Source organism: Streptomyces sp. NPDC004609 (assembly GCF_042873655.1).
Classification (GTDB): Bacteria; Actinomycetota; Actinomycetes; order Streptomycetales; family Streptomycetaceae; genus Streptomyces.
In genome coordinates, this window is the sequence record NZ_JBIALS010000053.1 from 22,819 (window position 1) to 36,947 (window position 14,129).

The following is a 14,129-nucleotide window of genomic DNA, read 5'->3' on the forward strand; positions in this document are numbered from 1 at the left end:
GGAAGCCGACCTCATGCTGCGCATCGCCGTTCCCAACAAGGGTTCACTGTCCGGACCTGCGTCGGCGATGCTCCATGAGGCCGGCTACCAGCAGCGCAAGGAGTCCAAGGAGCTGGTGCTCGTGGATCCGGTGAACGAGGTCGAGTTCTTCTATCTGCGCCCCCGCGACATCGCGATCTACGTCAGCTCCGGCCGTCTCGACATCGGTATCACCGGCCGTGACCTGCTGCTCGACTCCGGCGCCAGCGCCGAGGAGATCCTCCAGCTCGGCTTCGCCCGCTCCACCTTCCGCTACGCCACCAAGCCCGGCACCGCCGAGGGCGTCCGGGACTTCGGCGGGATGACCGTGGCGACCTCGTACGAGGGAATCGTCGCCAAGCACCTCGCGGACAACGGCATCGACGCCTCCGTCGTCCACCTCGACGGCGCCGTCGAGACCGCGATCGAGCTGGGCGTCGCCCAGGTCATCGCTGATGTCGTCGAGACCGGGACCTCGCTGCGCAACGCGGGCCTCGAAGTGATCGGAGAGCCGATCATGACCTCGGAGGCCGTCGTGATCCGCCGCACCGGGGCCGACGCCGAGGAGCCCAAGGTCCAGCAGTTCCTGCGCCGCCTCCAGGGCGTCCTGGTCGCCCGCGGCTACGTGATGATGGACTACGACTGCCGGGTCGAGCACCTGGAGCAGGCCGTCGCCCTCACCCCCGGCCTGGAGTCCCCGACCATCTCCCCGCTGCACCACGAGGGCTGGGTCGCCGTCCGCTCGATGGTCGCCGCCAAGGAGGCCCAGCGGATCATGGACGATCTCTACGACCTGGGTGCCCGGGCCATCCTCACCACCTCCATCCACGCCTGCAGGCTCTGAGGCACCACAGAACCCTCTGAGGGATCTGAGAGATCTGAGAGATGACCGAGACCATGCCCGCCTCCGCCCCCCGCGTGCCGGGAGCCCCCGCGCTCCCGGTCACCTTCCGGCCGAACCGGACCCGTATCGTCCTGCTGGTCGTCGGCACGGTGATGTTCGGCGTGATCACCGCCGTCGGGCTGACGCTGGAACGGCTCAGCTTCGGGGAGCGGATCAGCTTCGTCGTCACCGCGCTGCTCTTCCTCGGGGCGCTGTACCTGCTGAGCAGGCCGAAGGTGGTCGCGGAGGAGTCGGGCGTCACCGTCGTCAACTTCACCCGCGTACGGCGCCTGGAGTGGGCGGAGATCCTGCGGGTCAACCTCCGTCCGGGTGACCCCTGGGTCTTCCTGGACCTGAGCGACGGCACCAGCCTGCCCGCGCTCGGCATCCAGCCCGGGATCGCCCGGCAGCAGGCCATCGCCGACGCCCGCGCGCTGCGGGCGCTCGCCGAATCCCACGGGTCCGGCGAGCCCGGCTGAGGACCGTCCCGGCCCACCCGGGGTCGGCCAGGGCGGTGATGCCCGGCGCCACCCCTGCCCGGGGCACGGCGCACCCGACTAATCTGGTCGTGACGGCGCCCGGTGCGCGCCGTTCCGCCTCATCCGGCCGCCTGCGGCAGCTCGCCGCCGGCGGCCCGCGGAACCCCCTGCGAACCGAGGAGTGACTCCCTCCGGCAATGGACGGATCGTCCGGTAGTACCCGCGCCGCCCCCTCCCGGGAGGCGGCGGCATGAACACCTCCCTGTTGCTGCTCTGCGCGGCATTCCTCCTGATCCTCGCCAACGGTTTTTTCGTGGCGGCCGAGTTCGGCCTCGTCACGGTCGAGCGGCCCGACGCCGAACGGGCCGCCGCCGACGGGGACCGCAGAGCCCGCGGAGTCGTCGAGGCCCTGCGGGAACTGTCCTTCCAGCTGTCGGGCACCCAGCTCGGCATCACCATCACCTCACTGGTCGTCGGCATGCTCGCCGAGCCCGCGCTCGCGGGCCTGCTCGACGGCCCTCTCACCGCGACCGGGCTGCCCGAAGGGGCCGTGTCCGGGATCGCGGTGGTCGTGGGAATGCTGCTCGCCTCCGCCGTCCAGATGGTGATCGGCGAGCTGGTCCCCAAGAACTGGGCGGTCTCCCGTCCGCTCCAGGTCGCCCGGTTCGTCGCCGGCCCCCAGCGGCTGTTCTCGACCGTGTTCCGGCCGGTCATCACCCTGCTGAACGCCGTCGCCAACCGTCTCGTACGGCTCTTCGGCGTCGAACCCGCCGAGGAGCTGGCATCCGCCCGCACCCCGGGGGAGCTGGTGTCCCTGGCCCGCCACTCGGCGCGGGCGGGGGCACTGGAGCAGGACACCGCGGACCTCTTCGTCCGCTCCCTCTCCCTCGGCCATCTCACGGCCCAGCACGTGATGACCCCCCGGGTGCGGATGAACGCCCTCCAGAGCGACGCCACCGCGGCGGACGTCCTCAACCTCACCCGCGCGACCGGGCTCTCGCGCTTCCCCGTCTACCGCGAGCGCATCGACGAGATCGTCGGGATGGTCCATCTCAAGGCCGCGCTCGCCGTACCGGCGCCCGAGCGCATCCGCACCCCGGTCGAGGCGGTCGCCGTGCCCCCGCTGCTGGTGCCGGGCACCCTGCCCGTGCACCGTCTGCTGGAGCGGCTGCGTAGTGAGCAGCCGATCGCCGTGGTCGTCGACGAGTACGGGGGTACGGCCGGGGTCGTCACCCTGGAGGACATCGTCGAGGAACTGGTCGGCGAGGTGCGCGACGAGCACGACACCGAGTGCGACGCCCGGCTCGAACTCGCGCCGCTGCCCGCCGAGGACGGCAGGCCCGCCTGGGAGGCCGACGGCAGCTGCCGGGTCCTCACCCTGCGCCGGATAGGCCTTGAGGTGCCCGACGGGCCGTACGAGACGGTGGCCGGGCTGGTCGCCGATCTGCTCGGGCGTATCCCCGCCCCCGGCGACCGGGCCGAGCTGCCCGGCTGGCGGCTCTCCGTACGGCAGGTGGACCGCTACCGCGCGGAACGGGTCCGTCTGGTGCGTACGGCGGACACCGCGGCGGCCGGGGCGTGGCCGCCGGCCGCCGGACCGGTGGCCCCCGCCGTCGCGCGGTCCGTGACGGAGGCGGTCCGATGAGCGCGCTGCAACTCGTGCTCGCGGGCCTGCTGGTGCTCGCCAACGGCTTCTTCGTGGGCGCCGAGTTCGCCCTGGTCTCGGTGCGCCGCAGCCAGATCGAACCCCTGGCGGCGGCCGGGTCGGCACGTGCCCGGCAGGTGCTGCACGGGCTGGAGAACCTGCCGCAGATGATGGCGGCGGCCCAGTTCGGCATCACCGTCTGCTCGCTGACGCTCGGCGCGGTCGCCGAGCCGACCGTGGCGCGTCTGCTGGAGCCGCTGTTCCACGCCGCCGAGGTGCCCGACGAGCTGATCCATCCGCTGGGCTATGTGATCGCGCTGGCGGTGGTCGTCTTTCTGCATCTGGTCATCGGCGAGATGCTCCCGAAGAATCTGGCGATGGCCGCCCCGGAGCGGACCGCGCTCCGGTTCAGTCCGGGGCTGGTCGCCTTCGCCCGGCTGTGCCGTCCCGTGACGGCGGCGCTCGGGGCGTGCGCCCGGGTGGTGCTGAGGGCCTTCAGGGTCGAGCCGAGGGACGAGGTGGAGGCGGTGTTCACCAGTACCCAGCTGGGGCGGCTCGTCGAGGACTCGGGCCAGGCGGGGCTGCTGGAGCCGGCCGAGCAGGAGCGGCTGGAGGACGCGCTGGGACTGGGCAGCCGCCCGGTCACCGATGTGCTGATCGCCCGCTCCGCCCTGGTGACGGTCCCGCCGTCGGTCACCCCCCGCCGGATCGAGGAGCTGACGGTACGCACCGGCTACTCCCGCTTCCCGGTCAGCGGTGAGGGCACCGGCCCGTACATGGGCTACCTCCATGTCAAGGACGTCCTCGATCTGGAGGAGCCCGACCGGGCGGTGCCCCAGCAGATCTGGCGGCCGATGGCGACCCTGCGCTCCGAGCTGCCCCTGGACGACGCCCTCACCGTGATGCGCCGGGCCGCGGCCCATCTCGCGCAGGTCGCCGACGCGTCCGGAGAGGTACTGGGGCTGGTGGCGCTGGAGGACGTCCTGGAGACGCTCGTCGGCGAGGTCCGCGATCCGTCCCACCGGACCACGGCCGCCCGGACGGCCCGTACCACCGGGGACATCGCCCTGGTCGGCTGAGCAGGGCCCGCCCGGCCGGGGACCGGCTCAGCAGGGCGGCCGGGCGGGGACCGGCCGGGACGGGATCAGGCCAGCGGGGGGTCCTGGGGGCCGCGGTCGAGCGGACCGCGGCCCGACAGGACCTCTCCGTACGCCTGCATCAGATCCGGGAGTCTGAGGGTCGACAGGTCCTCCCGGGTCGGTGTGCCCGGATAGCCGGACAGCCGCAGATCGCGGTACGCGCAGCTCTTCTCGTACAGCGTGCGGAGGAACCGGCCGTTGCCCAGCTCGTCGATCCAGCTCTGGTCGACCACGTGGCCGCAGATGGAGCGCAGCTCCTCGACGGCCTCCTCGTCCCACACGTCGCCGTTCTCCGCGGCCAGCACCCCGCCTATCGCGGTCAGCTCCAGCGGGCGGTACGAGGGGAAGTCGACCCGGGTGGTGAAGCGGGAGGTCAGCCCCGGGTTGGCGGCGAGCAGACGGTCCATGCCCTCCGGATAGCCCGCCAGGATGACCACCAGGTGGTCGCGGTTGTCCTCGGCCCGCTTCAGCAGGACCTGAAGGGCCTCGTCGCCGTAGGCGTCGCCCTTGGAGTAGCCCGTGTTCGACAGGCTGTACGCCTCGTCGACGAACAGCACCCCGCCGAGCGCCGAGTCGATCAGCTCATTGGCCTTCACCGCCGTCTGGCCGAGGAACTCACCCACCAGATCGGAGCGCTGGGCCTCCACCAGATGGTCCCCGCCGAGCAGTCCGAGGGCGTAGAAGACCCGGCCCAGTATCCGGGCGACGGTCGTCTTGCCCGTGCCGGAGGGGCCGGAGAAGACAAAATGCCGCTTCGGCGGCTGGACGGGCAGCCCCTGGGTCGCCCGCAGCCGGGCCATCTCCAGCTGGGCGGAGAGCGCCTTGACCTGTCTCTTCACCGGCTCCATGCCCACCATGCGCTCCAGCTCGGTGAGCGCCTCGGAGAGCAGCGCGGGGTCGGTGGGCCCCGAGGGGAACAGCGGGGGAGCGGGCTGCGCGGGCAGCACCGCCCGCCGGCGCATGAACTCGGGCGGCTCGGCGGGCACCGCACCCGGCGGCTGGGTCCCCGGATCGGCGCCGGCCCGGGACTCGGCCGTCGGCGACGAGTCCCCCTCCGCCCGCTCCTCGGCGACGTCCGGGCCGTAGCCCGCGAACGACACGGCGAGGCCCCCGGTCTCGTCGTAGCCGTCGATCCCGTCGTACTCCGCGATCGCCGTCAGCCGCGCCGAGGTGTCCATGAACGCCGGGTCGATCCGGTGCACGGCCCGGTACAGCGGCAGGGCCGCCGCGCTGCGGCCGGTGCCCTCGTGGGCCCGCGCCAGCCAGTAGCGCAGCTCCTTGCGCTGCGGCTGCTCGCTGCGGCAGCGCATCAGCGCGGCGGACAGCAGCGGCTCGGCCTGCCCGTACATCTCCAGGCGCACCCGCGCCATCCCGCCGAACAGCCCGGCCTCGATGCCCAGCAGGGGATCGTTCACCAGCGGTTCGGTGTGGCGTACGAGCTGCTCCCAGTCCTTGACCAGATAGGCGCGGCAGGCGTGCAGAAAGCGCACCTGGGGGTCGGCGTCGACGGGCGGCAGGCCGGCGAGCGCCCGGTCCAGCTCGGGCACATGGCGGCCGTCGAGCCAGTGGGAGGCGTGCGCGAGCAGCAGATCGCGCGGGCTCTCCAGCACCGGCTGGACCCACCAGCCGAGCCAGTACCAGGAGTTGAGGGTACGGCGGTGCCGGGAGCGCTGCTCGCCGAAGCGGTCGCGGGCCCGGTACATGCGCAGCAGCGCGGTCGTGGTGTCGACGCGCAGGGCGTGCAGCCCGAGCCAGCCGTCGGCCATCCCGGGGTCGAGCCGCACCGCGGTGCGGAACTCCTCTTCCGCCTGGGGGTAGGCCCCCATGGTGTACGCGTCCACGCCGCGCACCCAGGCGAGGTCGGCCGGGGCCTGTGCGCCCTGCGTGCCGATGTCCATCAGGTCCCCCACAAAGTGCACCTGTGCCGTGTTTTCCCGGGGCGACCCCCGGAACCCCCGGCGCCGGATGGGCGACGTGGGTAACGCACTGAACCGCCTTGCCGTGGACGGGATGTGACCCCACCGGAGTGCATCGTACCTGCGCAGGGACGCCGAGCTTAAGGGCACCGCGAAGTGATCCGGTGGCGGTGACCGAGGGTGAAGGCGGCGGGTCGGTGACCGGGGGGAACGGACAGAACGAAGCCCCCGATCACGGGGGAACAACCGGGGGCTTCGCGTCTGCGGCGGCTTGAGAAAGCCGCACATTGAGAACGTAAGACCTGTACACCCCGTCGGTCAAGCGGAGTTCGGGCACTCGTCGGGAGGATCTCCGACCACTCGGTATGCCAAGGGGAGTCAGTCACTCTATGTGATGATCTGATTCTTTCGTGCGGTCGCAGAAGGTCCCGGCAGCACCTTGTACCCCTCGGGAAGCTCCTTCACCAGCGCATCCGCGAACGGACGTGAAGGGTCGGCCAGGAAATGGCGGGTCTCCGCCGCTGTCCAGCCGTCCCAGAAGGCGGAGAGACCGATTCCGTCGCGCCGGCGGCCGCGCAGCCAGGAGTCCTCGGGGTCCCGCTCCATCCAGAGCAGCCGCGCCAGATGGGGGCGCAGGGCCGCCCGGCCGGCGCCGACGCCCTCGATGAGCACCACCGGGGCCGGGGCGAGCGCGCGGGGTCCGGTGAAGCGGCGCGCCGTCCAGTCGTACGAGGTGTACCGCGCGGTCCCGCCGTGCGACAGCGGCCCGATCACCTGGGCGAGCATCCTGTCCGTCCAGGCGAAATACTCCTCGTGGCTCGCCAGATCGTCGAGATGCAGCACGGGTACGGCCTCTCCGGCCGTGCCGAGTGCCTCGGCGAGCCGCGCGGCGAAGGTGCTCTTGCCCGAGCCCGCGTGGCCGTCGACCGCGACCAGCCGCACCGGCCCGCAGGAGGGCGGCAGCGCGCGCAGGTCCCGGGCACACCGGGCGAGGTCGTCCATGCGGCCACCCTACGGCCGCGGCGCGCCGACACCGCCGTCGCCGGCGGTCCGGACCGATAGTGGTGGGACGACGCGGCCTCCGGACGCTGGCCGAAGGCGGGCGGGACCGGGATAGTGGCCACGGCGCACCGCCGCGGCGCGGCCCCGTGACCGCGCGCCCCGCAGGGGCCGCACCGCACGGAGCCGTACCCGCCGCGAGCCGAACGGAGCCGTACCGCACGGGAGATCCACCACGCGCAGCCGTACCGCACGGGAGATCCATCGCACCGCGAGCCGCAGGACGAGCAGCATCACGATCCGCACGACGATCCGTACCCGATGCCGAGCACACCCGACTTGGGGGTTCCATGGCCAGAGCCACTTCGCGCAGAACCGTGCTGGGCGCCGCGATCGCGGTGGCCGCGGGGGCGGGTGCGCTGTCCTCGTCGGCCGCCGCTGCCGACCACCCCGCCGCTCCCGCCGTCGCCGGGCGGACGTCCTGTTTCGTGGACAACCGTTTCTGGTCCTCCTACACCGACTGGCGCCGCGGTACGCCGGACGGCACCCGGGCCCCGGCGGGCCGCCGCTCCGGTGTCGTCATCGCCCGCCCCGCGGGCGCCGCCCGGTACACCGACCCGCACACCGGGCGTACGGAGTCCTGGGAGTACGGCACCTGGACCTCGCCCGTCCACCGGCCCCGGGTCCCCGCGACCGAGGTCGTCGCCTCCTGGAACGCGCGCACCCCGCCCGGCACCTGGCTCCAGGTGGAGCTGGCCGGGACCTACTCCGACGGCACCGCGACCCCGTGGTTCGTCATGGGCCGCTGGGCGGCGGGCGACGAGGACATCAAGCGCACCTCGGTCGACGACCAGACCGACGGCAGGGCCACGATCTGGACGGACACCTTCTCGGTCGACGACCCCGCGAGCGGTCTGCGGCTGACCTCGTACCGCCTGCGGCTCACGCTGTACCGCAGGCCGGGCACCCGGCTCACCCCGACGGTCCGGCGGCTGGGCGCGATGGCGTCGGACGTGCCGGACCGGTTCACCGTGCCCGCCTCCGAGCCGGGGCCCGCGCGGGAGCTGGCCGTACCGCGCTATTCGCAGAACATCCACATCGGGCGGTACCCGGAGTACGACAACGGCGGCGAGGCGTGGTGCAGTCCGACCTCCTCGCAGATGATCATCGAGTACTGGGGCCGGCGGCCCCGTGCGGAGGACCTGGCCTGGGTCGATCCGGCCTACGACGATCCCCAGGTCTGCCACGCGGCCCGCCAGACCTTCGACCATCAGTACGACGGCTGCGGGAACTGGCCCTTCAACGCCGCCTACGCGGCGACCTACCCGGGCATGAACGCGGTGGTGACCCGGCTCTCCTCGCTGACCGATCTGGAACGGCTCGTGCGGGCCGGAATCCCGGCCATAACGTCGCAGTCGTTCCTGGAGAAGGAACTGACCGGCGCGGGCTACGGCACCGCGGGCCATCTGATGACCGTGATCGGTTTCACACCCGACGGCGATGTGATCGCCAACGATCCGGCCTCACCGGCCAATGACGCCGTGCGCCGGGTCTACCGCAGACGGGAGTGGGAGAACATCTGGCTCCGGACCAAGCGGTACAACGCGAGCGGGAGAGTGGTGTCCGGCACGGGTGGCGTCTGCTATCTGTACTGGCCGGAGCGCCCCTCGCCCGCTCAGCGCCGGGCACTGGCGGCCCTCGGTATCCACTGACGGGCACGCGGGCACCCGCCGGGTCCGCCGGCGGGGGAGTCCCGGGGGAGGGAGACGCAGGTCACTGCCCCCGGGGCCGCGCCCTGGCACTGTGGGTCCGGACCAACGGGACATACGCCCCCGAGGCGTACGCCCGGAGCCCGCACTCCGGGCGCGGGTCCGGAGCGCGCACTCCGGACCCGCCCGCACCCGCACTTCGAGCAGATGAGACCGCCATGACCTCAAGCGCCACTCCCGCCCCTGCCGTCGCTGTTGCCGTGGCCTCGGCCCGTGCCCGGACGGGAGGCCCCGGCGACGAGTCGAACGTCCTGGAGCACATCCTCGGCTGGACACTCGTCGTCGTGCTCGCCGTCCTCGTCACCCGGCTCGGCCTGATGTAGTCCGTTGCCCCGCCCGTCGGCCCGGAGACCGCTCGTCCGGTTGATGTGCCGGTGTCGTGGCGGACACGCCCCGGGGCACTCCCGGCCGTCGTGTCGCCGCCCGTCCGAACGGCTGTGCAGCTCTGTCATACTGCGCAGATCCTGCGTCGGATCCGAGACTAGGGCGTGCATTGGACAAGGGTGAGCCGCGCGGAGCGACCGAGAGGTCCCGGATCCGGCGTACCGAACTCATCGCGACCGGCCGGAAGTTGTTCGCCGACACCTCCTACGACGCGCTGTCGATGGATGACATCGCGCGCCACGCCGGGGTCGCCAAGGGCTTGATCTACTACTACTTCAAGAGCAAGCGCGGCTACTACCTCGCGGTCATCGAGGACTCCGTCACGGACCTGGTCTCCCGCGCCTCCGGTGACGCCGGGGCACCCCGCGCCCAGCGGGTGCGGCGCACCGTCGACGGATATCTGCGGTACGCCCAGAACAACCAGGCCGCGTTCCGCACCATCGTCACCGGAGGGGTCGGCTTCGACCCCCAGGTCCAGTCCCTCAGGGACGGGGTGCGCGAGGAGCTGATCCACACCATCGCGGAGGGCGCGTACGGCCGGCGGGACATCCCGGTGCTCGCCCGGCTCGCGCTGCTGGGCTGGCTCAGCGGCGTCGAGCAGATCACGCTGGACTGGCTGACCCACCGGGGACCGGACCGGGAACTGGTCTGCGCGCTGCTGATGCGGCTGCTGAGGGCGACCCTCGGCACCATCGAGGAGTTCGAGCCGGGCTGCCCGCAGCCGCCGCGGGAGCCCATGCCGCCGCCGTATCCCCAGGACGACGGTCCGGGGGCCGCAGCCGTGTCCGGGGCCGCCGCCGCTCCGGGGCGAACGGACGACGGCCCGGATGAGCCGGGGTCCGCCGTCCCTCAGGCCGCCGGGCACTGAGGGCGGCCTCGCGCGGGGCGCGGCGACACGGGCACGGCGCAGGGGCGGGGAGCCGATCCGGCTCCCCGCCCCGCGTGCGCTCGCCCCGCGTGCGCTCGCCCCGCGTGCGCTCGCCCCGCGTGTGACTAGCCGAGCGACCTGATGAGCTCACCGTCGGCGGTGTCGCCGCTCAGCTCCCAGAAGAACGTGCCGCCCAGCCCCTGCTGGTTCTTGTAGTTCATCTTCCCGGCGAGGGTGGCCGGGGTGTCGTAGCTCCACCACTGGTTGCCGCAGTGCGCGTACGCGGTCCCGCCGACCGTCCCGTTCACCGGGCACCGGTTCTTGAGCTCCTTGTAGTCGTCGATGCCCTGCTCGTACCGGCCGGGGGCCGGGCCCGTCGCGGTGCCGCCGGGCGCGCTCTGGGTCACTCCGTTCCAGCCGCGCCCGTAGAACCCGACGCCGAGGAGCAGCTTGGAGGAGGGCACGCCCAGGCGCTTGAGCTTCTGGATCGCCGCGTCGGAGTTGAAGCCGTCCTGCGGGATGCCCGGGTAGGAGGTGAGCGGCGAGTGCGGGGCCGTCGGGCCCTGGGCCGCCCAGGCGCCGAAGAAGTCGTACGTCATCGGGAGGTACCAGTCGACGTACTGGGCCGCGCCCGCGTAGTTCGCGGCGTCCATCTTCCCGCCGGCCGACGCGTCCGCCGTGATGGCCGCGGTCACCAGATTCGTACTGCCGAACCTGGCGCGCAGGGCGGACATCAGCGACACGAAGGACTCGCGACCGCTGCTGTCACAGGTCAGTCCGCAGGCGTTGGGGTACTCCCAGTCGATGTCGATGCCGTCGAAGACATCGGCCCAGCGCGGGTCCTCGACCAGCCGGTAGCAGGACTCGGCGAAGGCCGTGGGGTTGGCCGCCGCCTGGCCGAAGCCGCCGGACCAGGTCCAGCCGCCGAACGACCAGAGGATCTTCAGGTTCGGGTTCTGCTTCTTGAGCTTGCGCAGCTGGTTGAAGTTGCCGCGCAGCGGCTGGTCCCAGGTGTCCGCCACACCGTCGACGCTCTGGTCGGCGGTGTACGCCTTGTCGTAGTCGGCGTAGGAGTCGCCGATGGCGCACTGGCCGCCGGTGACGTTGCCGAAGGCGTAGTTGATGTGCGTCAGCTTGGAGGCCGAGCCGGAGGTGCTGATGTTCTTGACGTGGTAGTTCCGGCTGTAGATGCCCCATTGGGCGAAGTAGCCGATCACCTTGTCGCCGGCCGCGACGGGCGCGGGAGCGGCGGGCCGGGCTGCGGGGGCAGCGGCGGGGACGGAGGATTCGGCGGCGGCCGTGTGGGCCCCGCCGAGCAGGGTCGCTCCGAGTACGGCCGTACACGCCGCGGCGATCAGCGCCCGTATGCGGGCGCGGGGGCGGAGAGGAACGGTCATGGGATCTCCTCGTGGGGGAGGGAGAACAGTGGGGGGAAGGGGCCGATCGTCGGACGACTTTGTCATGGACGCGGCCATTCCCGGGGGACGATAGAAGGTCTGGACCATTGAGGTCAATGGCTCGCCGACCCGCCGCGGGCAGCTTGGCGGGATGCAGTCGGGTGATCGGCGTGGGACCGCTGTGGTGATCAACCCGTGACGCGACCTGCGCTGATCGGGCATACTCGACGCGCCAACGGCCGCCATGGGGCCTTTTCGTGATCCGGAAGGGCAGCATCGGCCTGGCAGAAAAATCGGTGGAACGCGCACACACCCTGGGCGCGCACCACCGCAGCGCCCGACAGGGAGGAGAGCGCCGCCATGTCCGACCGCGCCCCGCAGCCGGTGGAACGCCAGCTGCCCACCGAGGAGGCCAGGGACCTGATGGCCCTGGTACGCGAGATCGTCCAGCGGGAGATCGCCCCCCGGGCGGCCGAGGAGGAGGACGCGGGCCGCTTCCCCCGTGAGGTCTTCACCCTGCTGTCCGAATCGGGCCTGCTCGGCCTCCCGTACGACGGCGAGTACGGCGGCGGGGACCAGCCGTACGAGGTCTACCTCCAGGTCCTCGAAGAACTCGCCGCCGCCCGCCTCACCGTGGGCCTCGGTGTCAGCGTCCACTCCCTCTCCTGCCACGCCCTCGCCGGATACGGCACCAAGGAGCAGCAGGCCGCCCATCTGCCCGCCATGCTCGGCGGCGGCCTCCTCGGCGCGTACTGCCTCTCCGAGCCGTCCTCCGGCTCCGACGCGGCGTCCCTGCGCACCCGGGCGGTGCGCGACGGTGACGACTGGCTGATCACCGGCACCAAGGCATGGATCACCCACGGCGGGATCGCCGACTTCTACACGGTCCTCGCCCGCACCGGCGAGGAGGGCGCGCGCGGCATCACCGCCTTCCTGGTCCCCGGCGACGCCGAACGCCTGGTCCCCGCCGCGCCCGAGAAGAAGATGGGCATGAAGGGCTCGCCCACCGCGCAGCTCCACTTCGACGGGGTGCGCGTCCCCGACGCCCGGCGCATCGGAGACGAGGGACAGGGCTTCGCGATCGCCCTCTCCGCCCTGGACTCGGGCCGGCTGGGCATCGCGGCCTGCGCGATCGGCGTCGCCCAGGCGGCCCTCGACGAGGCGCTGTCGTACGCCACCATGCGCCGCCAGTTCGGCCGGCCCGTCAGCGACTTCCAGGGGCTGCGCTTCCTGCTCGCCGACATGGCGACCCGCGTCGAGGCGGGTCGCGCCCTGTATCTCGCCGCCGCCCGGCTGCGTGACGCGGGTGTCCCCTTCGCCCGGCAGGCCGCCATGGCGAAGCTGTTCTGCACGGATGCGGCGATGGGCGTGACGACGGACGCAGTCCAGGTGCTCGGCGGTTACGGCTACACCGCCGACTTCCCCGCCGAGCGCTTCATGCGCGAGGCCAAGGCGCTCCAGATCGTCGAGGGCACCAACCAGATCCAGCGCATGGTCATCGCCCGCCATCTGGTGGGCCCCGAGACCCGCTGAGAGGCGCCGCCTCCACAACGGCACGGGTGCCGCGCCCCGGTGAGGGCGCGGCACCCTGTGGTGTCCGGTGGTGCGCGGCCGCGTCCGGAGGGTGGGGGCGGTTCTCGGCCCCTCGGCGCCGCCACCTTGGAGAACCACGGGTGGTCGGCCGGGCCCCGGTGAACGCGCCGCACGAGGGCCGGGACCCCGACGCGGTCCGGGTCCGTCCAGGGCCGGGGCGGCGGTGGCCGACGACCGGACGGCCGGTGTACGTGGGGTCGAAGCGGTGCGGCCCCCGGGGGAGAGGGAACGCGGCACGGCTCCCGGATGATGACGGTTCTGGGGTGTGGGGGTGGGGGTCAGTGGCCGGCGGCGCGGCCGAGGCGGCGGGGGTCGGCGGCGCCGTGGACGGTGCCGTCGGTGTCGAAGGAGAGGGCGTGGCAGCTGCCCATTTCGGGTTCCCAGGGGGAGACGGTGCGCAGGGGGAGTCCGCGGTTCTCGACGGCGCTGATCACGTGTTCGCCCATGGTGGCTTCGACCATGGGGCGGCGGCTGGGGTGGAGGGACGCGCCGAACAGGGGCTGCTGTACGGATTCTCCGGGGGTCATCCCGCGTTCCAGGACGTTGACCGCGTTCTGGAAGACGTTCTGCAGCGCGGAGATGCTCGGGGAGCCCGCCGTGAACACCGGACGGCCGTCCCGCACCGCGAGCAGCGACGTCGCCCACCCCACGGGCATCGGCACCATGGGGGAGGCGTACAGCGTGATGGGCCGCGGGACGATGACTCCGTCGACCATCAGGCCGACCCCGAAGGGGGTGGAGGTGGCCGAGTGGGTGCCGTGGGCGATCATGCCGTTCTCGTCGACCGCGACGATCGCGTTCGTGCCCATGTTCATCGCGTCGAACGGACGCGGCGGACCGTGCAGCACCCGCGGCAACAGCTTCTCGGCGGTTTCGGGCGACACCGCGGCGAGCATCGCCTCCAGGGACTCGTCGGGGTCGTACAGGCCGTTGGGCACCGAGGTCAGTCCGTGGTGCCAGGCCTCCTCCACGATCCGGAGCATCAGATACAGACTCTCCGGATCCTCCGACGGCAGACCCCGCCCACCCAACCCCGCCA

Annotated in this window: 11 protein-coding genes and 1 pseudogene; 8 read left to right on the forward strand and 4 right to left on the reverse strand. The window is 72.4% G+C overall.

Going from position 1 to position 14,129, the window contains the following annotated elements; translation table 11 throughout:
- Window positions 1-13 precede the first annotated feature (13 nt).
- From hisG to ACFYT4_RS33485, 4 genes are all read left to right on the forward strand, one after another.
- Window positions 14-862 (forward strand): ATP phosphoribosyltransferase, encoded by an 849-nt coding sequence (gene hisG, locus ACFYT4_RS33470; RefSeq protein WP_389277779.1) that lies wholly within the window; start codon window positions 14-16, stop codon window positions 860-862.
- 53 nt (window positions 863-915) lie between these two features.
- A complete protein-coding gene (locus tag ACFYT4_RS33475; protein ID WP_389277812.1) occupies window positions 916-1,380 on the forward strand; it encodes a PH domain-containing protein in 465 nt (154 codons plus the stop codon).
- Between the two features lie 250 nt (window positions 1,381-1,630).
- On the forward strand, window positions 1,631-3,025 hold the full coding sequence (locus tag ACFYT4_RS33480) for a hemolysin family protein (protein WP_389277782.1): 1,395 nt from the start codon (window positions 1,631-1,633) through the stop codon (window positions 3,023-3,025).
- Complete coding sequence (locus ACFYT4_RS33485) at window positions 3,022-4,104, forward strand: hemolysin family protein (protein ID WP_389277785.1); 1,083 nt, start codon at window positions 3,022-3,024, stop codon at window positions 4,102-4,104. The genes ACFYT4_RS33480 and ACFYT4_RS33485 overlap by 4 nt, the downstream gene beginning before the upstream one ends.
- A gap of 65 nt (window positions 4,105-4,169) precedes the next feature.
- Here the strand turns inward: ACFYT4_RS33485 and ACFYT4_RS33490 are convergent, their stop codons facing one another.
- Together ACFYT4_RS33490 and ACFYT4_RS33495 are read right to left on the reverse strand one after the other, a co-directional pair.
- Window positions 4,170-6,062, reverse strand: coding sequence for an AAA family ATPase (locus ACFYT4_RS33490; protein WP_389277814.1), 1,893 nt, complete (start codon window positions 6,060-6,062; stop codon window positions 4,170-4,172).
- Between the two features lie 405 nt (window positions 6,063-6,467).
- The gene (locus ACFYT4_RS33495; protein ID WP_389277788.1) at window positions 6,468-7,082 is read right to left on the reverse strand and encodes a uridine kinase; all 615 of its coding nucleotides are present in this window, start codon (window positions 7,080-7,082) and stop codon (window positions 6,468-6,470) included.
- Window positions 7,083-7,429: 347 nt separating this feature from the next.
- Here ACFYT4_RS33495 and ACFYT4_RS33500 point away from each other — a divergent pair, with 347 nt between their 5' ends.
- The 3 genes and pseudogenes from ACFYT4_RS33500 to ACFYT4_RS33510 all read left to right on the forward strand — a co-directional run.
- Window positions 7,430-8,791: a peptidase C39 family protein gene (locus ACFYT4_RS33500; protein ID WP_389277791.1), complete on the forward strand. Its 1,362-nt coding sequence runs from the start codon at window positions 7,430-7,432 to the stop codon at window positions 8,789-8,791.
- 215 nt (window positions 8,792-9,006) lie between these two features.
- Window positions 9,007-9,171 carry an SCO1431 family membrane protein gene (locus ACFYT4_RS33505; RefSeq protein ID WP_389277794.1) on the forward strand — a complete coding sequence of 55 codons (165 nt, stop codon included), beginning with the start codon at window positions 9,007-9,009 and terminating at the stop codon, window positions 9,169-9,171.
- A 170-nt stretch (window positions 9,172-9,341) separates the two neighbouring features.
- A pseudogene (locus ACFYT4_RS33510) lies at window positions 9,342-9,962 on the forward strand (TetR/AcrR family transcriptional regulator); the annotation flags it as partial.
- Window positions 9,963-10,225: 263 nt separating this feature from the next.
- On the opposite strand, the gene ACFYT4_RS33515 reads toward ACFYT4_RS33510, so the two are convergent.
- Entirely contained in the window at window positions 10,226-11,497 is a 1,272-nt protein-coding gene (locus ACFYT4_RS33515) for a glycoside hydrolase family 18 protein (RefSeq protein ID WP_389277797.1), read from the reverse strand.
- A 360-nt stretch (window positions 11,498-11,857) separates the two neighbouring features.
- On the opposite strand from ACFYT4_RS33515, the gene ACFYT4_RS33520 reads away from it, so the two are divergent.
- Window positions 11,858-13,030, forward strand: coding sequence for an acyl-CoA dehydrogenase family protein (locus ACFYT4_RS33520; RefSeq protein ID WP_389277800.1), 1,173 nt, complete (start codon window positions 11,858-11,860; stop codon window positions 13,028-13,030).
- A gap of 338 nt (window positions 13,031-13,368) precedes the next feature.
- Here the strand turns inward: ACFYT4_RS33520 and ACFYT4_RS33525 are convergent.
- A partial coding sequence (locus tag ACFYT4_RS33525; RefSeq protein WP_389277803.1) for a gamma-glutamyltransferase occupies window positions 13,369-14,129 on the reverse strand: 761 nt, incomplete at its 5' end.